Source organism: Nonomuraea guangzhouensis, from assembly GCF_019396345.1.
In the GTDB taxonomy this organism is placed as follows: Bacteria; Actinomycetota; Actinomycetes; order Streptosporangiales; family Streptosporangiaceae; genus Nonomuraea; species Nonomuraea guangzhouensis.
Map to the genome: position 1 here is coordinate 1 of NZ_JAHKRM010000005.1, position 21,576 is coordinate 21,576.

General features: G+C 70.4%; 24 protein-coding genes and 1 pseudogene. 16 read left to right on the forward strand and 9 right to left on the reverse strand.

Translation table 11 applies throughout. The annotated features are described in order from the left end of the window. Together KME78_RS10690 and KME78_RS10695 are read left to right on the forward strand one after the other, a co-directional pair. A pseudogene (locus KME78_RS10690) lies at positions 1-227 on the forward strand (TRAP transporter large permease subunit); the annotation flags it as partial. A gap of 17 nt (positions 228-244) precedes the next feature. Next, complete coding sequence (locus KME78_RS10695; protein WP_219528671.1) at positions 245-481, forward strand: hypothetical protein; 237 nt, start codon at positions 245-247, stop codon at positions 479-481. On the opposite strand, the gene KME78_RS10700 is transcribed toward KME78_RS10695, so the two are convergent. Beyond that, the gene (locus tag KME78_RS10700; protein WP_246650908.1) at positions 478-1,119 is read right to left on the reverse strand and encodes a TetR/AcrR family transcriptional regulator; all 642 of its coding nucleotides are present in this window, start codon (positions 1,117-1,119) and stop codon (positions 478-480) included. The two genes, KME78_RS10695 and KME78_RS10700, sit on opposite strands and share 4 nt — an antisense overlap. 256 nt (positions 1,120-1,375) lie before the next feature. On the opposite strand from KME78_RS10700, the gene KME78_RS10705 reads away from it, so the two are divergent. The 4 genes from KME78_RS10705 (at position 1,376) to KME78_RS10720 (ending at position 4,952) form a co-directional block, all read left to right on the forward strand. Then, positions 1,376-2,359, forward strand: coding sequence for a sugar ABC transporter substrate-binding protein (locus tag KME78_RS10705; protein WP_219528672.1), 984 nt, complete (start codon positions 1,376-1,378; stop codon positions 2,357-2,359). Then, entirely contained in the window at positions 2,356-3,399 is a 1,044-nt protein-coding gene (locus KME78_RS10710) for an ABC transporter permease (protein ID WP_219528673.1), read from the forward strand. The genes KME78_RS10705 and KME78_RS10710 overlap by 4 nt, the downstream gene beginning before the upstream one ends. Next, positions 3,396-4,151, forward strand: coding sequence for an ATP-binding cassette domain-containing protein (locus KME78_RS10715; RefSeq protein WP_219528674.1), 756 nt, complete (start codon positions 3,396-3,398; stop codon positions 4,149-4,151). The genes KME78_RS10710 and KME78_RS10715 overlap by 4 nt, the downstream gene beginning before the upstream one ends. A 192-nt stretch (positions 4,152-4,343) precedes the next feature. Beyond that, positions 4,344-4,952 carry an NYN domain-containing protein gene (locus tag KME78_RS10720; protein WP_219528675.1) on the forward strand — a complete coding sequence of 203 codons (609 nt, stop codon included), beginning with the start codon at positions 4,344-4,346 and terminating at the stop codon, positions 4,950-4,952. A 118-nt stretch (positions 4,953-5,070) separates the two neighbouring features. Here KME78_RS10720 and KME78_RS66040 read toward each other — a convergent pair whose 3' ends face one another. Beyond that, the gene (locus KME78_RS66040; protein WP_219528676.1) at positions 5,071-5,982 is read right to left on the reverse strand and encodes a LysR family transcriptional regulator; all 912 of its coding nucleotides are present in this window, start codon (positions 5,980-5,982) and stop codon (positions 5,071-5,073) included. Between the two features lie 120 nt (positions 5,983-6,102). Between KME78_RS66040 and KME78_RS10730 the strand changes: the two genes are divergently transcribed. The 3 genes from KME78_RS10730 (at position 6,103) to KME78_RS10740 (ending at position 8,661) form a co-directional block, all read left to right on the forward strand. After that, complete coding sequence (locus tag KME78_RS10730; RefSeq protein ID WP_219528677.1) at positions 6,103-6,396, forward strand: muconolactone Delta-isomerase family protein; 294 nt, start codon at positions 6,103-6,105, stop codon at positions 6,394-6,396. Positions 6,397-6,398: 2 nt separating this feature from the next. Then, the gene (locus KME78_RS10735) at positions 6,399-7,592 is read left to right on the forward strand and encodes a YbfB/YjiJ family MFS transporter (RefSeq protein WP_308126890.1); all 1,194 of its coding nucleotides are present in this window, start codon (positions 6,399-6,401) and stop codon (positions 7,590-7,592) included. Between the two features lie 73 nt (positions 7,593-7,665). Beyond that, on the forward strand, positions 7,666-8,661 hold the full coding sequence (locus KME78_RS10740; RefSeq protein WP_219528679.1) for an alpha/beta fold hydrolase: 996 nt from the start codon (positions 7,666-7,668) through the stop codon (positions 8,659-8,661). Positions 8,662-8,670: 9 nt separating this feature from the next. Here the strand turns inward: KME78_RS10740 and KME78_RS10745 are convergent, their stop codons facing one another. Further along, positions 8,671-11,394, reverse strand: coding sequence for an AfsR/SARP family transcriptional regulator (locus KME78_RS10745; RefSeq protein ID WP_219528680.1), 2,724 nt, complete (start codon positions 11,392-11,394; stop codon positions 8,671-8,673). A gap of 81 nt (positions 11,395-11,475) precedes the next feature. Here KME78_RS10745 and KME78_RS10750 point away from each other — a divergent pair, with 81 nt between their 5' ends. From KME78_RS10750 to KME78_RS10760, 3 genes are all read left to right on the forward strand, one after another. Further along, positions 11,476-12,393, forward strand: a complete 918-nt coding sequence (locus KME78_RS10750) for a M23 family metallopeptidase (RefSeq protein ID WP_308126891.1) — start codon at positions 11,476-11,478, stop codon at positions 12,391-12,393. 69 nt (positions 12,394-12,462) lie between these two features. After that, positions 12,463-12,756 (forward strand): hypothetical protein, encoded by a 294-nt coding sequence (locus KME78_RS10755; RefSeq protein WP_219528681.1) that lies wholly within the window; start codon positions 12,463-12,465, stop codon positions 12,754-12,756. Between the two features lie 7 nt (positions 12,757-12,763). After that, positions 12,764-13,234 carry a pyridoxamine 5'-phosphate oxidase family protein gene (locus tag KME78_RS10760; RefSeq protein WP_219528682.1) on the forward strand — a complete coding sequence of 157 codons (471 nt, stop codon included), beginning with the start codon at positions 12,764-12,766 and terminating at the stop codon, positions 13,232-13,234. A 27-nt stretch (positions 13,235-13,261) separates the two neighbouring features. Here KME78_RS10760 and KME78_RS10765 read toward each other — a convergent pair whose 3' ends face one another. Continuing rightward, positions 13,262-14,023 (reverse strand): SDR family NAD(P)-dependent oxidoreductase, encoded by a 762-nt coding sequence (locus tag KME78_RS10765; RefSeq protein WP_219528683.1) that lies wholly within the window; start codon positions 14,021-14,023, stop codon positions 13,262-13,264. 45 nt (positions 14,024-14,068) lie between these two features. Between KME78_RS10765 and KME78_RS10770 the strand changes: the two genes are divergently transcribed. Then, on the forward strand, positions 14,069-14,437 hold the full coding sequence (locus KME78_RS10770; RefSeq protein WP_219528684.1) for a carboxymuconolactone decarboxylase family protein: 369 nt from the start codon (positions 14,069-14,071) through the stop codon (positions 14,435-14,437). Positions 14,438-14,487: 50 nt separating this feature from the next. Here the strand turns inward: KME78_RS10770 and KME78_RS10775 are convergent, their stop codons facing one another. The 4 genes from KME78_RS10775 to KME78_RS10790 all read right to left on the reverse strand — a co-directional run bounded on the left by KME78_RS10775 (position 14,488) and on the right by KME78_RS10790 (position 18,382). Next, positions 14,488-15,114, reverse strand: a complete 627-nt coding sequence (locus KME78_RS10775) for a maleylpyruvate isomerase N-terminal domain-containing protein (RefSeq protein ID WP_219528685.1) — start codon at positions 15,112-15,114, stop codon at positions 14,488-14,490. Positions 15,115-15,122: 8 nt separating this feature from the next. Then, entirely contained in the window at positions 15,123-15,938 is an 816-nt protein-coding gene (locus KME78_RS10780; RefSeq protein WP_219528686.1) for an alpha/beta fold hydrolase, read from the reverse strand. A gap of 146 nt (positions 15,939-16,084) precedes the next feature. Beyond that, on the reverse strand, positions 16,085-17,293 hold the full coding sequence (locus KME78_RS10785) for an FAD-dependent oxidoreductase (RefSeq protein WP_219528687.1): 1,209 nt from the start codon (positions 17,291-17,293) through the stop codon (positions 16,085-16,087). A gap of 123 nt (positions 17,294-17,416) precedes the next feature. Further along, positions 17,417-18,382, reverse strand: a complete 966-nt coding sequence (locus KME78_RS10790; RefSeq protein ID WP_219528688.1) for an Lrp/AsnC family transcriptional regulator — start codon at positions 18,380-18,382, stop codon at positions 17,417-17,419. Between the two features lie 192 nt (positions 18,383-18,574). On the opposite strand from KME78_RS10790, the gene KME78_RS10795 reads away from it, so the two are divergent. The 3 genes from KME78_RS10795 to KME78_RS10805 all read left to right on the forward strand — a co-directional run bounded on the left by KME78_RS10795 (position 18,575) and on the right by KME78_RS10805 (position 20,338). Then, on the forward strand, positions 18,575-19,195 hold the full coding sequence (locus KME78_RS10795; protein ID WP_219528689.1) for a hypothetical protein: 621 nt from the start codon (positions 18,575-18,577) through the stop codon (positions 19,193-19,195). A gap of 158 nt (positions 19,196-19,353) precedes the next feature. Further along, entirely contained in the window at positions 19,354-19,923 is a 570-nt protein-coding gene (locus KME78_RS10800; RefSeq protein WP_219528690.1) for a TetR/AcrR family transcriptional regulator, read from the forward strand. Then, the gene (locus KME78_RS10805) at positions 19,916-20,338 is read left to right on the forward strand and encodes a thioesterase family protein (protein ID WP_219528691.1); all 423 of its coding nucleotides are present in this window, start codon (positions 19,916-19,918) and stop codon (positions 20,336-20,338) included. The genes KME78_RS10800 and KME78_RS10805 overlap by 8 nt, the downstream gene beginning before the upstream one ends. Positions 20,339-20,375: 37 nt before the next feature. Here KME78_RS10805 and KME78_RS10810 read toward each other — a convergent pair whose 3' ends face one another. After that, positions 20,376-21,521 (reverse strand): FAD-dependent oxidoreductase, encoded by a 1,146-nt coding sequence (locus tag KME78_RS10810; RefSeq protein WP_219528692.1) that lies wholly within the window; start codon positions 21,519-21,521, stop codon positions 20,376-20,378. Positions 21,522-21,576 lie beyond the last annotated feature (55 nt).

The following is a 21,576-nucleotide window of genomic DNA, read 5'->3' on the forward strand; positions in this document are numbered from 1 at the left end:
CAAGCGCGCGGACGGCGGCCGGAGTCGCGCCGGCGGCCGCGGCCACCGCCATCATGATCTTCGCCTCCACCGAGGGCGCCTCGCCCCCGGGCGCGGCCCCGATCTACATCGCCAGCGGCATCGCCGGCATCGACCCGGCCAGGATCTTCGCCCGGCTCATCATCTGGTTCGTCGTCCCGGTCCTGGCCCTCGGCGTGCTGGTGGCGACCGGCGTACTGCCGATCTGATCGAAAGGACCCTCGCAGTGGACACCCTCAAGCGCGCGACGATGACCCTTTTCAAGATCGGGCTGGTCGTGTTCCTGGCCCTCGGCGTCGCGGTGGTGCTGGCCCAGGCCGCCGGTCTGGTCGCCGGTGACCCGGGGCTGGTCTCCGGCGCCGTGTCGAGCCTCGGTATGGCGATGACCGTGGCGGCCGGGGTCACCGGGCTGCTCGGCTTCGTGATGTCGTACCTGTTCAAGTGGAAGGCGGGGGAGGACTAGGCCGAACCGGGCGCCCAGCGGGCCCGCAGCTCGGTGTCCTCCGGCGGCGGGCCGGGCAGCGGCCGCTTGTCCGGCGGCAGCCGCAGCGAGTCCAGCACCAGCGCCAGGTAGCGGTGCCTGAGCTGCTCGGTGCGCCCGTGGTCGCCCAGCTTGACCGAGGCGAGCTGCTCGAACAGCAGCGCCACGTCGGACACCGTGATGTCCGGCCGGAGCACCCCCGCCGCGGAGGCCTTGCCGTGCACCTGGATGGCCAGGTCACTGGCCCGCGTGGCGGCCTGGAAGAGTTCCTCCGTCGGCTGGAACGTCCCGGCCAGCGCGATCGTCAGCGAGTGGGTGTCGGCGTCGACGATCTCCCGCATGTAGGTGGCGAAGGCGTCCCAGGGGTCGCCCGGGTCGGCCATTGCCTTCTCGGCGGCGGCGATGTACAACGTCAGCCCGTCGAAGCAGAGCTTCTGCAACAGCGTCTCCTTGCCGGGATAGCGCCGGTAGAGGGCGCTGATCCCGACGCCCGCCCGCTCGGCCACGGAGGCGATCGGGGCCCCGGGATCGGCGGTGAACACCGCCCGTGCCGCCTGAAGGATCAACTCGTCGTTTCGGGCGGCCTGTGCCTTGCGGCCGCTCATCGGTGCAGAGGTCATGCGTCCAGCATACGGGAACGGATAATTCCGTTCTACTCTCTGCGAACAGCGACCTTGATCGGGACGATCGGCGTAGAATCATAGCTGGTCAAAGCCCCTATCGGCGGCGACAGCCAGGGCCGGTGGGCCGGTGTGCCCTGATCTTACTTCTTGATATCACGGCGAAAAGATGATCGGGCCATTAGTCCGCATGTCTATACAAAGAGATGACATTGGGGTAGAACCAGGGCGAGCCCGTTGGTCTTGGAGGTGTCGGATGAGACGAATCCCGATCGTGGTGGCGTTGCTGGGCGCTCTGACGTTGAGCGGCTGCTCCTCGGCGCAGCAACCCGCCGCGCAGAGCAGTGCCCCCGCCGCCGGATCCGCGCCCGCCGCGGCGAGTGGCGGCACCTTCGCCGTCATCACCCACGCCGGACCCGGAGACTCCTTCTGGGACGTGGTCAAGAACGGCGCCGAGGCCGCCGGCAAGCAGTACGCCGCGAAGGTCACCTACCAGGGCGACGGCGACCCGGCCAAGCAGTCGCAGCTCATCGACCAGGCGGTGTCGGAGAAGGTCGACGGCCTGGTGGTGTCCATGGCCAACCCCGACGCGCTCAAGGAGTCCATCGGCAAGGCCGTCGCCGCCAAGATCCCCGTCGTGACGATCAACTCCGGCGGTGACTCCTCCAAGGCGTTCGGCGCCATCACCCATGTCGGCCAGTCCGAGGAGGTGGCCGGGCGCGGCGCGGGCGAGCAGCTCAAGGCCGCCGGTGTCACCAAGCTGCTGTGCGTCATCCACGAGGCCGGCAACGTCGGCCTCGACCAGCGGTGCAAGGGCGCTGAGGCCACGCTCGGCGGCACGGTCGAGCGGCTGCAGGTCGATGTGAGCAACCTGGCGGACGTGACCTCCAAGGTCACCGCCAAGCTCCAGTCCGACAAGCAGCTCAACGGCGTGCTCACGCTCAACCCGGCGGTCGCCGTCGCCGCCCGCGACGCCATCAAGGACGCCGGGACGCAGACCAAGCTGGGCACGTTCGACCTGTCGGGCGACGTGGTGAGCGCGATCAAGGACGGGGACATCCTGTTCGCCGTTGACCAGCAGCAGTATCTGCAGGGCTACCTGCCGATCGTCTTCCTCTACCTGTACAAGAACAACCTCAACACCGTCGGCGGCGGCCTGCCGGTCAACACCGGCCCCGGCTTCGTGGCCAAGGACAACGCCGAGCAGGTGGCCAAGCTGGCCGAAGCCGGCACCCGATGACCGTCGCCCCCACCGTCTCCTCCGACGAGCGGATCGGCAGGGTCGGCCTGGCACGCCGGCTGCTGATCCGCCCGGAACTGGGCGCGGTCGTCGGCCTGATCGCGGTGTTCGTGTTCTTCGCCGCCCAGTCGCCGGTGTTCCGGTCACCTGCCGGCATCGCGAACTGGCTCGACCCGGCCGCGACACTCGGCATCATGGCCGTCGCGATCGCGCTGCTGATGATCGGCGGCGAGTTCGACCTGTCGGCCGGCGTGCTGACCGGCACGACCGGGCTCATCCTGGTCACGCTGGCCACCCGCTACGGCTTCGACGTGTGGACGGCCATGCTCGTCGGGCTGGTCGTCGCGCTGGTCATCGGATTCGCCAACGGGATGATCGTCACCAGGACCCGGCTGCCCAGCTTCATCGTGACGCTGGGCACGTTCCTCATGCTGCAGGGCATCAACCTGGGCGTCACCAAGGCGCTGACCGGCACCGTGCAGGTCAGCGGCCTGCGCAGGGCCCAGGGCTACGAGATCGCCCGGACGATCTTCGCGGGCACCATCGAGATCGGCGGCACCTCCTTCCGCGTGGCGATCCTGTGGTGGGTGCTCATCACGGCCGCGGCGACCTGGGTGCTGATGCGGTCCAGGGCGGGCAACTGGATCTTCGCGGTCGGCGGCAACGAGCAGGCCGCCCGCGCGGTCGGGGTGCCCGCCGCCCGTACCAAGATCGCGCTGTTCATGACGACCGCGGTCGCCGCCTGGCTGGTCGGCTCGATCCTGGCCCTGCGGTACACCTCCGTGCAGGCCAACATCGGCATCGGGCAGGAGTTCATCTACATCATCGCCGCCGTGATCGGCGGGTGCCTGCTCACGGGCGGGTACGGTTCGGCGATCGGCGCGGCCATCGGCGCGGTGATCTTCGGCATGGCCGACAAGGGCATCGTCTTCCTGGGCTGGGACGCCGACTGGTTCAAGTTCTTCCTCGGCGCGATGCTCCTGCTGGCCACACTGGCCAACCGCCTGGTCCGGCGGTACGCCGAGGAGGTGAAGCATTGATCATCCAGACGCGCGACATCGGCAAGACCTTCGGCTCGGTGCTGGCGCTGCGCGAGGTGTCGATGAGCGTCGAGGCGGGTCAGGTCACCTGCGTCCTGGGTGACAACGGCGCCGGCAAGTCGACGCTCATCAAGATCCTCGCCGGTGTGCACCAGCATGACACCGGATCATTCCTCGTCGACGGCTCCGAGGTGCGCTTCGGCAGCCCGCGAGAGGCACTGGATCGCGGCATCGCCACCGTCTACCAGGACCTGGCGATGATCCCCCTGATGTCGGTCTGGCGGAACTTCTTCCTCGGCTCCGAACCCCGCAAGGGCCTGGCCTTCGACGTGGCCACCGCCCGCCGGGTGGCCCGCGAGGAACTGCGGGCCATGGGCATCGACATCCGCGACGTCGACCAGCCCGTCGGCACGCTGTCCGGCGGCGAGCGGCAGTCGGTGGCGATCGCCAGGGCCGTCCACTTCGGCGCCCGGGTGCTCATCCTCGACGAGCCCACCTCGGCGCTGGGCGTCAAGCAGGCAGGCGTCGTCCTGCGGTACATCGCCAGGGCCCGCGACCGGGGCCTCGGCGTGGTGTTCATCACGCACAATCCGCACCATGCCTATCCGGTGGGGGATCGGTTCCTGCTGCTCAACCGGGGGACGAGCCTGGGCGAGTACGGCAAAGGGGACATCACCCGGGAGGAACTGACCGGGTTGATGGCGGGGGGAGCGGAGCTGGAGCAGCTGTCGCACGAGCTGGACCGGGAGTGAGACTCGGCCTCGCTGTAATGCGGCGGTAATCGGGACCGGATTCGTGTTCTGCTGGGCGGCAATCAGGCGTCCAGCGCTTTGCTATCGCGAACGTTTGTGATGCGTCTGCGGTTGAGCCGGCCGCGCCCCCGGGGGTCTTGGGCAGGCCGGCGTGCCGTACATCTCATTCATCGCAACGAGGGGGACACGATCATGGCTACCGGATACGGAGCGGCCGCCACTGTCCTGAACGAGCACAGCAGGTGGATCGCCTACATCGACGCGGCCAACCTGTACTACGGGATCTGCGAGACGGCGGGCCCGGAGTACTGGCGCGTGGACGTCGTCAGGATGTGCGACCAGGTGCTGAAGAAGTACAACGGCACGCTCACCAAGGTGAAGTACTTCACCACCGCGCTGAGCGGCCAGGCCGGGGTGGATCAGCGGAAGTTCGAGCAGGACACCATCAGCGTCTACGGCCAGCAGTTCCAGCCGTTCATGGGGCAGGCCAAGTACGACGACAAGACCGGCAGCTTCAAGGAGAAGCAGGTCGACGTGCGGCTGGCGGCCCAGCTGGTCGGTGACCTGTGCACCGGCGGGTGCGAGGCGGCGCTGGTGGTCAGCTCCGACTCCGACCTGGCCGCGGCGATCCGCGAGGCCAGGTGGTACGCGCCGGGGAAGACCATCGTGGCGGCCCATCCCGACGGTGTGCGCTCCGGCGCCTACGCCGAGGTGGTCAACGAGGCCATCCCGATCGACGCCGGTCTGTACAGGAATGCCGCGCGCCTGGACGTCACGCTCGAGAGGTCCCGCAAGAAGTAGGCCGACCCGCGTGCTCCCGCCGTCCGGGCCGACCGGCGGCGGGAGATCTACTTTGTAAAGGGGCCGACGCCGTGGCCGATGGGTGCTCACGCGTTGACCCGGTGATGATCGCGACCTGTTACCTGTACGGGTCACCCTCGGGCAGCCAGGCGTCCGGGGCGTGGATCCCGTGGTCGCCGACCCCGTCGGTGAGGGCGTCGACGGCGGCCAGGACGGCGGCGCGGACTTCGCCGCGGCGCCAGACCAGGGACCAGGTCCACCAGACCTCCGGTGCGGTCAGCGGGCGCCGGACCAGGTCGGGCGGTAGCGGAGCCGTCTGGCCCTTGGGGGAGTTGACGATCGGGCGGCGGCTGCGGCGAACGTGGTCGAAGAAGGCGGGGCCGGTGATGCCGCCGTCGGAGATGTGTACCGCGCGGGCGCCGGTGTCATGGGCCAGGTGTTCGGCGTACAGGTTCCACGACGACCAGGACGTGGTGTCCTTGTCGAGGAGGACGGCGGTGTCCCGGGGGCGGACCGCGCCGGTGTCGTCGCCGGTGGAGACCGCGTGCAGCCGGTCGGCGCCGATGAGCCGGGCGCTGAGGCCGTGCCGCTCCAGGTCCTGCGTGCTCACCCAGCACACCGCGAGGTCCAGGCTGCCGTCGCCGACGCGGGCGGCCTGGGTGTGGGAGGGCGCGATCCACGCGTCGACGTGCAGCTGGGCCACCGCGGAGGTGCGGGCGGTCAGGTCCGCGGGGAGCCAGCTGACGTAGCCGAGCCGGACCGGTTCGGAGCCGGACATCTCGGCCGCGCGCCTTCGGAGGTCCTTGGCGCCTTCCAGCAGGGCGCGGGTGTACGGGAGCAGGGCGGCGCCGGCCGGAGTCAGGGCCACCGAGCGGCGGTCGCGGTCGAACAGGCGCACCCCGAGGTCACGTTCGAGCGCCTTGATCTGCTGGGACAGCGAGGGGCCGGCGATCAGCAACCGCTCGGCGGCCCGGCCGAAGTTCAGTTCCTCGGCGACCGCGAGGAAGTAACGCAGCTGGCGCAGTTCCACGCCGGCCATGTTACGTGCGGTGGGAGGCCGCGCCTATCAGCAGGGAGGGAGCTGGTCGTGGCGTCGTCCCTGGTGGAGGGCACATTGTGGGACGTGCGTACCGCCATGAAAGGAAAGGCTATGAAGGAGTTCCTGGTCGAGATCACCACCCATGTCCCCGAGGGCACCGACCCGGCCGAGGTCGACCGGCGCCGCGCCGCCGAGGCCGTCCGCGCCAAGGAGCTGGCCGCCACCGGGAACCTGGGCCGGCTGTGGCGCCCGGTCGGCGAGCTGCGCAGCATCGGCCTGTGGCGCGCCGCCGACGAGGCCGAGCTGCACGAGAAAGTGCTCGGCACGCTGCCGTTGCGGTCATGGATGACGCTGGTGGTCACCCCCTTGGAGTCCCACCCCAACGACCCGGGCCGGACCGCATGAGCGTGGGAGCCCTGCGACACTCTCCCGCTCGACCTGCCGGACCCGCCCGATCAGGTAGCCCTTCGACCTGGGCCCATGTCGCCCAGGCCGCCGCGGCGCTGGCGGCGAGCATGGGGGTCGGCCGGTTCGTCTACACCCCGATCCTTCCCCTGATGCACGCCCAGGCGGGGCTGTCGGCCAGTGCCGGCGCGAGCCTGGCCACCGCCAACTACGTCGGCTACCTCGCGGGCGCGCTCGCGGGCATCCTGGTCCCCGCGCTGGTCCGCTCACCGGCCGTCCTGCGCGGCTCCCTGATCGTGCTGATCGGCACCCTCGCCGGAATGTCCGCCACCCACGACACCACCGTGTGGGCCGTGCTGCGGCTGCTGGCCGGGCTGACCAGCGCCCTGATCTTCGTCATCGCCGTCAGCTCGCTCCTGAGCCATCTGCGCGAACATCCCGCCCACCTGACCGGCTGGGCGTTCGGCGGGATCGGCGCCGGCATCGCCGTGTCCGGGGTGATCGTCCTCTTCCTGCGCTCCGTCGATGCCTGGCAGGTGGCCTGGTGGGCCTCGGCCGGGCTCGCCGCGGTCTTCACCGTCGCCTCGTGGAATCTGCGTACCGAGTCCGCGCTCGCCCCCACCGCTGGCGCGGCCCCGCAGCCGAGAGCGCGTACGCACCGCTGGTTCACCGCGCTGCTCGTCAGCTACACCCTGGAAGGTGTCGGCTACATCGTCGCAGGCACCTTCCTGGTCGCCGCGATCGAGCAGAGCTCTCCCGGCCGGCTCGGCAGCGGCGCCTGGGTGCTGGCCGGTCTGGCGGCCGTGCCGTCCTCCGCGCTCTGGGCCTGGCTGGCGCGGCGCTGGTCTCGCCCCGACCTGCTCTGCGCCGCGCTGGTCATCCAGGCGGTCGGCATCGCCCTGCCCGCGCTGGTCGGCGGCGTGGCGGCCGCCTTGATCTCGGCGTTCCTGTTCGGCGCGACGTTCCTCGGTGTCGCCACCATCGCCTTGGCCACCGGCGCCCACCTGCGCTTTCCCCGCTCGGTCGCCCTGTTGACCGCTGGATACTCCATCGGCCAGATCCTCGGACCACTCGTCGTCACCCCGCTGCTCCGCCATGGGTACCACCAGGCGCTGGTGCTGGCGGCGGTGCTGGTCGTCGCCGCCGCCGTCGCCGCGGTCGTCCTGCGGATCGGGTTCCCCCACCACACGGCGTAGGTCATGGCATCGTCCCTGGTCACAGGCGTACGCTGGAAATTCCGCGGCAGCGGCGCCCTGAGGAAGGGCTCAGATGATCAACAGACGAGCTTTCGGCAAGATGGTGGGCGCGGGAGCGGCCGCGGCCCTGCTCGGGAACCTCCCCAGCCTCGCCTCGGCGGCAAGGAACACCTCCTTCGGTCCGCTCAGGCAGATCAACGCCGGCGTCCTGAATGTCGGCTACGCCGAAGCGGGTCCCGCCGACGGGCCCGCGGTCGTCCTGCTGCACGGCTGGCCTTATGACATTCACAGCTATGTCGACGTCGCGCCTTTGCTGGCGGCCGAGGGTTACCGGGTGATCGTCCCGTATCTGCGCGGTCATGGCACCACGCGTTTTCTCTCGGACAAGACGTTCAGAAATGCCCAGCAGGCGGTGATCGCGCTCGATGTCATCGCTCTGCTGGACGCCCTCAAGATGAAGAAGGCGATCCTCGCCGGTTTCGACTGGGGATCGCGGACGGCCGACATCATCGCGGCGCTCTGGCCGGAACGCTGCAAGGCCCTGGTCTCCGTGACCGGCTACCTGATCACCAACCGGGAGAGCAACAGCAAGCCGCTGCCGCCGAAGGCCGAGTGGGCATGGTGGTATCAGTATTACTTCGCCACGGAGCGGGGCCGGCTCGGCCTTGAGGAGAACCGGCACGATCTGGCGAAGCTCATCTGGACGTTCAACTCCCCGACGTGGAATTTCGACGATGCCACCTTCGACCGCACCGCGGCGGCCTTCGAAAATCCGGACTATGTCCGCATCGTCATCGGTAATTACCGCTGGCGGCTGAGCCTGGCCAAGGGCGATCCACGATACGACCGGCTCGAAAAGCGGCTTGCCGAAGGGCCCGTCATCGCCGTACCCACGATCACCCTTGACGGTGAGTCGGATCCCTTCACGCCCGCTGGGGACGGCGCGGTTTATCGCGGTAAGTTCTCCGGCAAGTACGCGCATCGGACTCTGCGCGGAATCGGGCACAACGTGCCACAGGAAGCGCCGCAGGCCTTCGCCGCGGCGGTCGTCGACGTCGACCGCCTCTGAATCGAGGAGTCAGACGGCTTCCGCGGCGAGGGAACCTCTGAGCGCCACGGCCTCGCTCAGGTAGTCGCGGGCCAGTTCGGCCCGGCCCGCCGAGCGGTGCAACTCGCCGAGGAGTTCGGCCGAGGACGCCTGCCCGCTGCGGTCGCCGAGCTGCTTGAAGACCGCCCGCGAGCGTTCCAGGCCCGTGGAGGCGGGGACGAGATCGCCGCGCGCGGCCTGGAGCCCAGCCAGCCGCTGCAGAGCGTAGGCGCCGCAGTGCGGGTCGCCCAGGCTTTCGAAGATCTCCAGCGCGTGCTCGACATGGTGGCCGCCGAGCTGGATGGACACGCAGCCCTCGCGGTGGACGTCGCCGAGCTCCTGGGCCAGCCGCAGCGCCTGCCCCAGCCAGCGCCCCGCCTGGACGGGGTCGCCGGACTTCAGCCAGACCCTGCCGATGGCCTGCCGGGTGAACGCCTCGCCGCTGAGATCGCCCGTCGAGCCGAACATCGCCAGGGCGCGCCGGAAATGCGACAGCGCGACGGGGTGCCGGCCGCGGAACTGCGCGACGGCGCCGAGCCCGCAGATGGAGGTGGCCTCCGCCCTGGTGTCGCCGAACTCGCGGAAGGCCGTGCGGGCGCGGGCGAACATCTCCTCCGACTCGGCGTAGCGGTCCTGGTAGAGGCAGACCTGCGCCAGGCCGCGCAGCATGGCGGCCTCCCCGTACGTGTCGCCCGCGGCCCTGGCGGCCGCCAGCGCGGTGCGGTGGGTGCGCTGCCAGGTGGCCAATTGGCAGCGAAGGTCGAGGTAGGGGACCATCGCGGCGGCCAATCCCCACGCCTGCTCGGCCATGCCGGTCGCCGCGGCCAGGCTCACGGCGTCCTCCAGCGCCCCGTGTTCGACCTCGAACCAGGCCACCGGGTCGGCGGTGAGCCGGTCGAGGGTGCCGCGCGGCAGCAGCCAGCGTTCCGCGGCGGCCGAGCTGAGGGTGAACACCGTGGTGGGCAGTTTGGCGGTGGCCAGCTCGGTCGTCGCGGTCCATCCGGCGACCACCCTGGCGAGCGCGGCGGGATCGGGTTCCTGTTCGAGCGCGTGACAGCGGACCAGGTCGGGCAGCTGGTAGCGCGGCTGGCCGAGCCGGTCGGTGCCGACCAGCCGTAACAGGTCGGCGTCCAGCAGGGCGTCGGTGACATCGTCCGCGCGGTGCCTGTCGAGCACGGCGTCGACCACCCAGCCGGGCATCGGCGCGCCGCTCAGCCGGCCGAGGGTGTGCAGGGCGCGGGCGGCCTCGCCCGGCAGGCCCCGGTAGCTGTGGTCGAGGCCCGTACGCACGTCGAGGTCGCCGACGCGCAGCTCCCCGATCCTGCGGTGCTCGTCCATGAGCCGATTCTGGAACGCCGCCAGCGGCCAGCCGGGCCGCGCCGCCAGCCGGGCCCCCGCGATCCGTACGGCCAGCGGCACGAACCCGCACGCCCGCACGATCGCCGCGGCCGCCTCCGGCTCCTGTGCCGTCCTGGCCTCGCCGACGATCCCGCGCAGCAGGTCCTCGGCCTCGTACGTCGACAGCGGCTTCAGATGGATCTGGAGCGCGCCGGGCAGCGAGGTGAGCTTCGTCCTGCTGGTCACGATCACCGCCGGCCCGCGGCCCGGAAGCAGGGGCCGTACCTGCGCGGCGTCCATGGCGTCGTCGAGCACCACGAGCATCGGGCGCTCGGCCAGGATCGAGCGGTACAGAGCCGAGCGTTCGGCGGGGGAGGAGGGGATCGAGGTCGCGCCCATCGCCCTGAGCGCCTGGGCGAGCAGATCGGCCGGGTCGTTGGCGGCCAGGCTGAGGAACAGCTGCCCGGCGGGGAACCTGTCGGTGAGGGCGTAGGCGTTGTGCACGGCCAGCGCGCTCTTGCCCGAGCCCGGCGGACCCGAGATCACCGCGAGGGAGAACGGGCCCGCGAGCGCCACCGACTCGTTGACGCGGCCCACGAAGTCGGGCACGTCAGGGGGAAGCTGCCTGGGGACGGGCACGACCGCCTCGGTCACCCCGACCGCGCCCGTGACCACGACGGGCGGCGGGCCGCCGTCCAGCACCTTGGCCTGCGCCTCGCGCAGCCCCGCTCCCGGCTCCACGCCCAGTTCGGTGACCAGTTGCCGCCTGATCGTGGTGTAGCAGGCCAGCGCCTCGGCCTGCCGGCCGCTCCAGTGCAGGGCGAGCATGAGCTGCCCCCACAGGTCCTCGCGGAAGGGATGCTCCGCGCACAGGGGGCGCAGCAGGGCGACGGCCTCGCCGTACGCTCCCTGTTCGAGGCGGGCGGCGATCAGCTCGCGGGCGGCGGCCAGCCGTACCTCGTGAAGGAGGGCGAGCCTGCGCGTCCACAGCGGATGCTCCGGCAGGTCGGCCAGCGGCGCGCCACGCCACAGCGCGAGCGCGGCGGCCAGCGAGCCGGGGTCGCGGCGCGCCACCAGATGCTCGAACCGCAGCAGATCGAGGTCCTGGAGGGCGACCTCGATCAGGTAGCCGGCGCCCTCGGCGCGGATGCGCGCGCCGAGAGACGAGCGCAGGGAACTGGCGTAGGTGCGGAGGTTCGCCTGCGCCGAGCGGGGCGGGCGTTCCCACAGCACTTCGGCCAGCAGATCCGCGCTGACGAGGTGGTTGGCGTCGAGAAGCAGCGAGGCCAGCAGCATGCGCGGCTTCCTGCCGGAGATGCGCACGGGCCGCCCTCCGGCCAGCGCCTCCAGCGGGCCGAACACCTGGAAGGACACCATGGCAGCCTTCTGTACGTTTTTTGTACGGATCATTCCCAATCTGGGCCCTAACAAGACACATTCGGTGCAGAAGGGGTCCCAGTGAAATTCGGAGCAGTCGCGGTCGCGGCCTTAGCCCTGTTCTTCAGCGTCGCCGCCGCCGACCCGGGCGACGAGGGCGGCGACCCGCCCAACCAGGTGACGGCGGACGTGAGCGTCATGGCCACCAACTTCCAGCTGCCCTTCCCCTGCGGGCAGTCCTGGACCGGCAACTCCAGCGCGAGCAGCGCCCACGTGTCGTGGGAGATCGACTTCAACAGGGGCAGCACGGCCGACGCCGACCTCGGCGACCCCGTGGTGGCCGCCGCGGCGGGCACGGTCGTGATCTCCTCCCACCAGGGCTCCACCAACGGCTACGGCAACCTCGTCAAGATCGACCACGGTGGCGGCTGGGCGACCTACTACGCGCACCTGAACGTCCGCTCGGTCAGCGTGGGCGACACCGTCGCCCAGGGACAGAAGATCGGCACCGTCGGCAACACCAGCAAGCCCGGCAACAACATCTCCCCCCACCTCCACTACGAGGTACGGCTCGGCAGCGACTATCCGTCCAACATCCAGAAGGCCGTCTTCAACGGGACGACCTACGGCTACCCCATCCAGACGCTGACCTCCAAGAACTGCGGCAACACCACCAACCCGTACACCCCGCAGGAAGTGTGCGGCGACGGCTACAGCGTGATCGACTCGGCGGCCCTCGGCACCGCGGGCAAGGTCTACCTGCTCTACAACAGCTCCACCGGCTACAACTGCGTCACCACGCTGAAGAGCACCTCCCTGGGCACCGCCACGGCGACGACCGCCTACCTGGAGGTGCAGGGAAGCAGCAGGGTCACCGATTCAGGCAACTTCTCCTACTACGCCGGGCCGGTACGGGCCTCGGCGGCGGACAAGTGTGTGAAGTGGGGCGGTAAGGCAGGCTCCTCCACCTACGACAGCATCTTCGAACATTGCACCTGATCGATCGAGCTCCGGACAGGGCCTCCACGGCGCGGTGGCGGCCCTGTCCGCGTGAGTTACGTTCAGTCCATGTCGCTGGCCGAACACGCCCGGGTCCTGCAAGCCGAGGCGAACGACGTCTGGAAGGTCGACATGACGTTCTGGCTGCACGTCGTCGAGCGGCCGCACGTCCCCGACGCGCTGCGGCTGCGTGCGGCGACCGATGGCCAGCGCCTGACGATCCTGCGCCTGAAGCACGAGTGCCCGCACTACCCCGACACGATCGGTGGTGCGGACATCTGCACCGCGGTGCTGGAACGCGGCGTACGGACGGTCGAGGAGCTGCTGGAGGGATCGTCGTTTTGTCGGTGCCGTCGTTCATGATGCTCGCATGACGTCGTGGAAAGAGTTCGAGCTCCAGGCTCCCGGGCTGGCGGCGGTCGCCCGGGAGGTGATGGAGCGGCACAAGCACAAGGTGCTGGCCACGCTCCGTAAAGACGGCTCGCCGCGGGTGAGCGGCACCGAGTCGCGTTTTGACGGCGGTGAGCTGTGGATGGGGTCCATGCCCGGCGCCGTCAAGGCGCTCGACCTGCGGCGGGATCCGCGCATGGCGATCCACGTCACCTCACCCGACCCCGATGAGGCCGATCCGTCGTCATGGGCCGGCGACGTGAAGCTGGCCGGGCGGGCGGTCGAGATCACCGATCCGAAGGTGCTGGCCGAGGCGGGCCTGCCCGGCACCGATTCACACCTGTTCAGGATCGAGCTGTCCGAAGTGGTGTGGACCCGGGTCGAGGGGGACGAGCTGGTCATCGACACCTGGCACGAGGGCGCGGAGGTCCGGCACATCCGCCGTAAGTAATCTACATAGTAAAGGCGCTCGGCTGGCTCAATGCACGAAAAAACCACCATCGACGAACAGCATCTGTCCGGTGACAAACGCGGAGGCGTCACCGGCCAGAAACACCGCGGCACCGGCGAAGTCGGCCGGCACGCCGTTACGGCCGACCATGTGCCGGGCCGCGAGCGCCTCGACCCGGCCGGGGATGGCCTGGGCCGGCTCGGTCAGTGGCGTCAGCACAAAGCCGGGGATGATCGTGTTGACGCATACGCCCTGGGGTGACCAGGCTTCGGCCTGTGACCGGGTGAGTCCGGCGATGCCTGCTTTGGCCGCGCCATACGCACCGCTGTTGCCGAACGCGCTGACGGTCTGCTGGGAGCCCACGTTGATGATCCGTCCCCACCCGCGTTCGGCCATGCGCGGGCCGAAGTGCTGGCCGAACAGGTAGGGGGCGGTCAGGTTGACGGCGATGGTCTGCTCGTAGTCGTCGTCGGTGAGCTCGGCCATGGGCTTGCGGATGTTGTTGGCGGCGTCGTTGACCAGGATGTCGATCCGGCCGGCGGTGGCGCAGACCCGTTCCACGGCGGCGCGGTCACCGAGGTCGGCGCTGATGCGGGAGGCCGTCACGCCGTGCTGCTCCAGCCGCTGTACGGCCTTGTCGAGCTCGGCCTCCCGGCGAGCCACGATCACGACCTCGGCGCCGGCCCGGCCGATCGCTTCGGCCATGGCGTAACCGATGCCGGAACTTCCGCCTGTCACCAGGGCTCGCCGGCCGGCCAGGGAGAAGAGATCACGAAGGTAGTCAGACACGAACGGTCAAATTAGCATCCCGGGCGAGGCCACTCGCGGCGGGGCTTGGCGGCAGGTCTTGACCCGCTCCTGGTCGAGCTGGTGAAGATCCGCACGTCGCAGATCAACGGCTGCGCGTTCTGTCTGCGTATGCACACCCGTGACGCGCTCAAGAAGGGCGAGAGTACAGACCGCCTCGCGGTGCTGCCCGCGTGGGCGGAGACCGGCTACTTCTCCGAGAGCGAGCGCGCGGCCCTGCGCTTGGCTGAGGCGATCGCGCGGGTGTCGGACGGTCATGTGAGCGATGCGGACTACGCGGCGGCCGCCGCGGTGCTCTCCGAGGAGCAGGTCTCGGCGGTCGCCTGGCTGTCGACGATGATGAACGCCTTCAACCGCGTGGCGATCACGAGCCGATACACCGTCGCCGACTACTGAGCCATCATGATCCGAGTACGGTTTGCCGGTGGCTTGCTGACTACCGGCGCTCAGCTTCCTCGAAGGCCGAACCTCTTGTTGGCTGAGGGCAGCCGTCCCGTGGCCTCCAGGACGTAGGTGGGCAGATCCAGCGGGGACGGTCGCGCCGTACCGAAAAGGCCGTCGAGCGTCTCGCCCGCGAGCTCCAGTGCCTCCGGCGCGGGCGGACGGTCTGTCTGGAGGTCGAGGTGGTGGATGGCGGCCTCGGTGGCCAGGGTGGCCAGGAAGTCGGGGACGGCGAGCACGTGGCCTTGGGTCGCGACGAACCCGGCGGGGTCGGCGGCCAGCGCCGCCCGCACCGCCGCGGGAGCGGTGTCCTGCCAGACCCGCACGAGGCCGGAGGGCCGCGCGAAGGCGGACGCGGATCTGCGTACCCACCAGGCGTGGCCGTCCTCGCCGTCCTCGCCCGGCTTGACGGGGGCCCAATAGGTCACGTAGTCGACGTCGGGCGGTCCGTCCGCGGGGGTGGCCAGGGCGACGAGTGCGCGCTGGGCGTCGCAGAGCATGTGGAAGAGCAGGTCGACGGCGGCCCATCCGGCGCACCTGGTGGGCTGGAGCAGGTCGATCTCGTTCACCGCCGCTGTGAGCTCCCGGTAGGAGGCGGCGAAGGCGGTGCGGGCGCGTTCGATGTCCATCATGCGGTGCCTCAGCGGACGGTGAGCCAGGCGCGGACTTCGTCCATGAGCGGGACGGGCGCGTCGTGGTGGACCAGGTGACCGGCGGCGTCGATCAGCGAGAGTTCGGCGGCGGGGATCAGGCTCTGCAGGCGTCGGGCGATATCGGTGGGGATCCACTCGTCGCGAGAGCCCCACAGGATCCTTACGGGGATACTGATGCGGCCCAGTTGCGCTTCGTTCTCTTGGAGGAAGCGCTCGTCATAGTGGGCGATCTGCCGGTAGAAGGCGGGCTGGCCGTCCTCTCCCGTCCACGGCCGCACGAGGGCGTCGAGATCGTCGTCGCGGAGGCCGCGGTGGCTCGCGCCCTGAATGTAGGCACGCACGATGGCGGTGTGGATGTAGGCCGGCAGCCGCGCCAGGACGTCAGGATGGTCTTGCACGAACGTGAAGAAGGGCGAGCCGCTGGGCGGGATGGCCACGACGTCGACGAGCATGAGCGAGGCGTAGTCGACACCCAGGGTCAGGTGCGTGCGCAGGGACACGGCGCCGCCGAAGTCGTGGGCGATCACGTGTGGCCGGTCCAACCCCCAGTGCGTGAGCAGCGCCGCGAACGCATCGGCCTGCGCGCCGAAATCCACCGGATGCTCGGCATGCTTGGAGGAACGGCCATATCCGGGCATGTCCCACAGGTAGACGGTGAAGTCGCGGCTCAAGGCCTGCGCGAACGGCTGCCACAACACCGACGAGAACGGCGTGCCATGACAGAACACCACGGCCGGACCCGCGCCCGCCCGTCCCCAGGCAATCCGCCTTCCGCTCCACTCGAATCGCTCCGTCAGCTCCATGCCTTGCCACATTAGTAAGTCGTGCTCAGTTTCCCGGCGGCAGGTCTCAGGCCCAGCCATGCCAGGGGATGGCCTCGCTCATCTCCAGCAGCGGGAGGTCGCCATGCTCGCGGCCAAGGGGCTGACCAGCAAGCGGCGTGCCGGGTTCATGCCGCAGGGAGCGGGTCCTGGCCGAGGAAGCGGTGGCCGTTGTCGGCGGACGCGCGTACCGCGGCGAACCCGTAGTCGAGCATGGCCGTCTCGTAGTCACGCACCGCCGCCACGAGCGGGCGTCCGTGTGCCGCCTTGTTCAGCGCGTCCGCCAAGGTCGCCGCGTCACGCAGCGCGGTGTTGGCGCCCACCCCGCCCGCCGGGCTCATCGCGTGGACAGCGTCACCCAGCAGGGTGACGGCGGTGGTGGGCCATGCCTCGATGGGGACGCTGGTACGCAGTACGGCGGGGAAGATACTGGCCGCATCCCACTCCCGCACGATGCGCTGGACGCGGGGATGCCAGCCGTCGATCAGGTCCAGCACCATCGCGCGGAGCTCGGCGCCGCTCATCCGGTGGAGTTCGTCGTCGGTGCGGGGCAGGTGCTCGCCGCGGAGTCCGAAGCTGCAGGTCATGTAGTCCTGAACGGCGTGGAGCCGGACGGCGGGGGCGTGCCGCAGGACGGCCTGCTGGATCGGCTCGGGGAACTCCACCGGCGCCACCCCGATGAAGGCGTCGCGGGGGCCGACGATCGCGGTGAAGACGTTGAACATGTCGTCGCCGAACAGCGCCCGGGTCCGGTCATCGAGCGGGATCTTGCCGTAGAGCTGGCGCAGGCCGGTGTCGACGACCCGGGCGTGGGGGAGGAGCTGACGGCGGATGACGGAGTTCACGCCGTCGGCGGCCACGAGCACGTCGCCGGTGGCGGTGCTGCCGTCGGCGAAGTGGGCGGTGACGCGGCTGTTCGCGGTGGCGTTCTCGGCGCGGCCGGTTGGGGCGGTCGCGAAGCCGGTGCAGGTCTTGCCGAAGGTGACGACGTCTTCCAGACCGGACAGCAGGATCTGGCGCAGGGTCAGCCGGTCGGCCGCCAGGGGTGCGGGTCCGGGCTCGGCTTCGGCCGTCCATCCCGGGACGAGCTGCTCGTCGAGGAAGACCGAGCGGGGGCCGGGCGTCCCGGCGGTGGCCAGGAACAGCTGCCACAGCCGTGGTGGCAGGGCGTGTTCGAGGGCGCGTCGGCCATCGGCGTTGATGTGGAGGCGGTAGCCCTGTGCGCGGAAGATCGGGGTCGGGTCCTGCTCGTGTACGGAGACGCTGATGCCGTCCTGGCGCAGCCGCTGGGCCAGGCACAGGCCGCCGAGACCCGCGCCGATGACGATCACATGCATGGTGGTGGATCCCTTCTGGTCGTCGGCAACTGTCGGTGCTTGACGGGGTGAAGGCGAGCCAGGAGCGGCGATGTGGCGATTTCCGGCACGAGGGGTGGTAGTGGAGGCGGAATCCGACGGCTGTCACAGAAGGGCGCCCGCTCGCTTGACGGTCCGGATCAGGGGTGCCGTCTCGACGTGCCGTACGGCCTTCAGCGATCCGATGCGCTCGGTCAGGTACCGGTACAGGTCGCGGGAGTCCCGGCAGGTGACGCCGGCGAAGAGGTTGGCGGGACCCGTCGTGGCGGCGGCCACGGTGACCTCCGGGTGCCGGGCCAGAGCCTCGCCCACGGCGGCGAGCTTGGCGGGCTTGACGGACATCCACAGCCAGGCCTCGGCGTGGAAGCCGAGGGGTTCGGGCGGGATGTCGACGTCGAAGTAGAGGATCCCGGCCTGCCGCAGGTACGCCATGCGCCGCCGTACGGTCGACTCCGACCAGCCGGTGATCACGGCCAGGTCCGTGTGGTGGGTGCGCCCGTCCGTTGACAGGGCCTCCAGCAGCGCGTGGTCCGCTTCGTCGAGCCGGATGGTCTCGTCGGGCACGACGAGGGGCGGCGGCTGGAGTTCGGCTGCCTGCTCGGTGGACAGTGCCCGCAGGCCCGCCCAGCCCGCCGGCCCGCCCGCGAACCTGTGCAGCATGCGGTGCGCGGTGACGCCCACCACCTGCCGGCTGCGGGGGAGCTTGTCCAGGAGGAGCGCGTCGCGTTCGGCGGGGGTACGGGCCAGGGTGCCGCAGGCGATCTCGGTGCCGCCGGAGAGCAGGCTCACCCAGGCGGTGTCGGTGCGGCGGGCCAGGGCGGAGGCGACCGCGCTCGCGGCGTCCGGGGTGCAGCGCAGGCGGATCGCCCACGATACGTAGTCGAGCCGGAACCCGTCGACCACGCCGACGACGCGGAGGATCCCGGCCGAACGCAGCCGCCGGTAGCGGCGGGCGATCGTGTTCTCGGAGACGCCGAGCACTTCGCCGATCTTGCTGAAGGGTGCTCGGCCGTCGATCTGGAGCGCGTGTGCCAGACAGCGATCCAGGCGGTCCAGCGTGCCGGATTCCATCCGGGTAAGGTATCTCTGCGCCGATCAAGGGCATGCTGATGGCGCCGCGCGGGTGGGACTCGTCGCGGGCGCCTCTGCGGCAGATGCCGGGTTTCATCGCAGGTTTCATCGCCTGCCGGGCGGCGTGGTGGCGTCAAAGGTGAGCAGCGTTTCAAGCTTGCACTGACGCCATTATGGCGTCATAGTGATGTCATGGATCTCGCGCCGTACGTCGACAATCTGCGCCGCGAACTCGCGGTCGCCGCCGAGGCGGGTGGCGACGATGCGCGCGCGCTCGCCGAGCGCCTCACCTCGCCGCTGGAGTCGGCCACGCGCCTCGTGCTGCTGGAGGCACTGTCCGCCGCCGCTGACGAGATCACCCGTGAGCTCGCGCCGGGGTCGGTCGATGTGCGGCTGCGCGGGCGCGACCCCTCTTTCGTCGTGACGCCGCCGCCCATGGACCGCTCGCTGGATGACGAGAGCGAGGGCGGTTTCGACGCGCTGCCGGGTGGGGCGGCCGGTCGGCGGTGGTCGGGTGCGGGCGCCTCGACCGGCTCGGGAGTTCCAGTGGGACGAGGGGCTTCGGGGACGCCCACGGCTTCGGCGGCGGTGCCGCAGGAGGGCGAGGAGGGCGGCACGTCGCGGATCTCGCTGCGGGTTCCCGAGCAGCTCAAGCCGCGGATCGAGGAGGCGGCCAGTCGCGAAGGGCTCTCCGTCAACGCCTGGCTCGTCCGGGCCGTCTCCGCGGCGCTCCAGCCCGAGGGTGCGGGCGGCCGTTCCGGGTGGCGCGAGGACTCGAAGGGGGGCCGGCGCTACACCGGCTGGGTTCGCTAGCGCGGCCGTCGAAGACGTTCACGTCCGGCGCGCAAGCCGGTGAAGGCTTTCGCGTCCGGCGCGCCAGCCGGTGATCGCGCGGTGCGGGGCGTTCGTCGCCCGCGAAGACGCCGCTGCGAAAGGTTGTCCGGGGTTTACAGACCTGTAAGTATGGCTTCGTGGAGAAGTACAGTCCCGGTGGGCGGCGGCTGCTGGAAGTGGCCACCGAGGTGTTCTACGCCGAGGGGATCCGGGCCACCGGCGTGGACGCGCTGGTGGAGCGTGCCGGGGTGTCGAAACCCACCCTGTACGCCCAGTTCGGGTCGAAGGAGAACCTGGTGGCCGCCGTGCTGGAGTGGCGGCGCGCCGTACGGCAGGCGGGGCTGACGGAGTTCCTCGTCGAGAACGGCGGGTCGGCCCAGGAGCGGCTGCTGGCGGTGTTCGACTGGTTGGCGCGGGGGCACCGGAGCGAGGGGTTTCGCGGGTGCCCGTTCACCAACGCCGCGGTGGAGCTGCCCGATCCGGACCATCCGGCGCGCAAGGTGATCTCCGAGTACAAGGGATGGCTGCGGCAGCGGCTCACCGAGCTGGCCGAGCAGGCCGGACTGGCCGATCCCGAGGGACTGGGTTACGCGTTTTTGCTGCTCATCGACGGGGCCAATGCCCGCGTCGTGGTGGATGGGGATCGGTCGGCGATGCTGCGCGCCAAGGCCGCGGCCGCCCGGATGATCGGTGGAGCGCATGGCTGAAGGGCTGGTCGCGGGGCTGGAGCACGAGTTCGCGTTCGTGGTGCCGCGGAGCAAGGTCGTGGCGGGGCTGTATCCGGAGTCGGCGGAGTTCGGGGTGATGCCGCCGGTGTTCGCCACCGGGTTCCTGGTCGGGCTGCTGGAGTGGACGTGCGTACGGGCTGTCCTGCCGTACCTGGACTGGCCGCGCGAGCAGACGGTCGGCACGCGCGTCGACATCACCCATCAGGCGCCGACGCCGGCGGGGATGACGGTGACCTGCCGGGTGCGGCTGGTGTCGGTGGAGGGGCGGCTGCTGCGGTTCGAGGTGGCGGCCGAGGACGGCGTCGATGTCATCGGTGAGGGTACGCACGAGCGGGTGATCATCGACGCCGAGCGGTTCACCACGCGGGCCCTGGCCAAGGGCCGGCGGGCCTGAATCCAGGCCGGGGATGAGGCAGGACTGGGTTCCGCTTTCAGCGCTGCTCCTGGGGATCGCCGTCGAAGAGGTCGATGAATCCGAACGGTGCGCGGTCGCCGAGGCAGAGGTCCAGCATGTCGTGCGCGTCGGCGTAGAAGGGCTCGGTGCGCGGGAACAACGCCTCTTCGTAGGCGGTGAGTGCCGCCTCGACGTCGTCGGGGTGAGCGGCGATCGCCTTGCCGAGTTCGGCGCCGTCGAGCATCGCCAGGTTTGCGCCGTCACCGGAGGGCGGCATCAGATGCGCGGCATCTCCGAGGAGCGTCACCCCGGGCACGCGCCCCCATCGGTGCCCGTCCGGGAGTGTGTGGATCAGGCGCGCGATCGGAGCGGTCTCGCCGTCGGTGATCAGCGCGGTGAGCTCCGGAGCCCACCCGTCGAACTCGGCCGCGACCCGAGCGGTCGCGGCGGCGACGTCGGTGAAGTCGATGCCGGCGATCCACTCGGCGGAGCGGTTCAGCTCGACGTACGTGTGCAGGATGTTCCCCGCCTCGCGGTGGGCGATGATCCCCTTGCCCGGGGTCAGCGCGTACATCGCGCCGACCCCGACCGCCTCGGCCGTCGCGGCGTGCCGCTCGTCGGCGTCGTACAGGTAGGTGTCGATGAACGTCGTGCCGGTGTACTCGGGCTCGGCGTCGGACAGCAGCGGGCGGATCTTCGACCAGGCGCCGTCGGCGCCGACGAGGAGTCTGCTGGTCACGCTTGAGCCGTCGGCGAAGGTCAGCTCGTGCCGGCCGTCGCCGAGGGGCCGGACGCCGGTGACCTTGTGTCCCCACTGGACCGTCTGGTCGGGCAGGGAGTCGAGCAGGATCCGGCGCAGGTCTCCGCGCAGCACTTCGGGACGCCGCGCCATGCCGTCGTCGGGGGCGTCGAACAGCAGCTTGCCGTGCTGGTCGAGCACGCGCGACGCCTCGGCGCCCTCGTGGATGATCGCGCGGAACTCCTCGGTGAGCCCGGCGTCGGCGAGCGCGCGTTGCCCGTCGTCCTCGTGGATGTCGAGCTGGCCGCCCTGCGTGCGGGACTTCGCGAAGGGGTCGGCCTCGTAGACCGTCGCGGGGATGCCATGGACGTGCAGGACCCGGGCGAGGGTCAAGCCGCCGAGGCCGGCGCCGACGATGGCGATCGGGTGGTGGCTGGTGGTCATGGGCTTGCTCGTTTCCGTGCCGGGCATCTGCCCGGACACTCATATGGACCGGCGT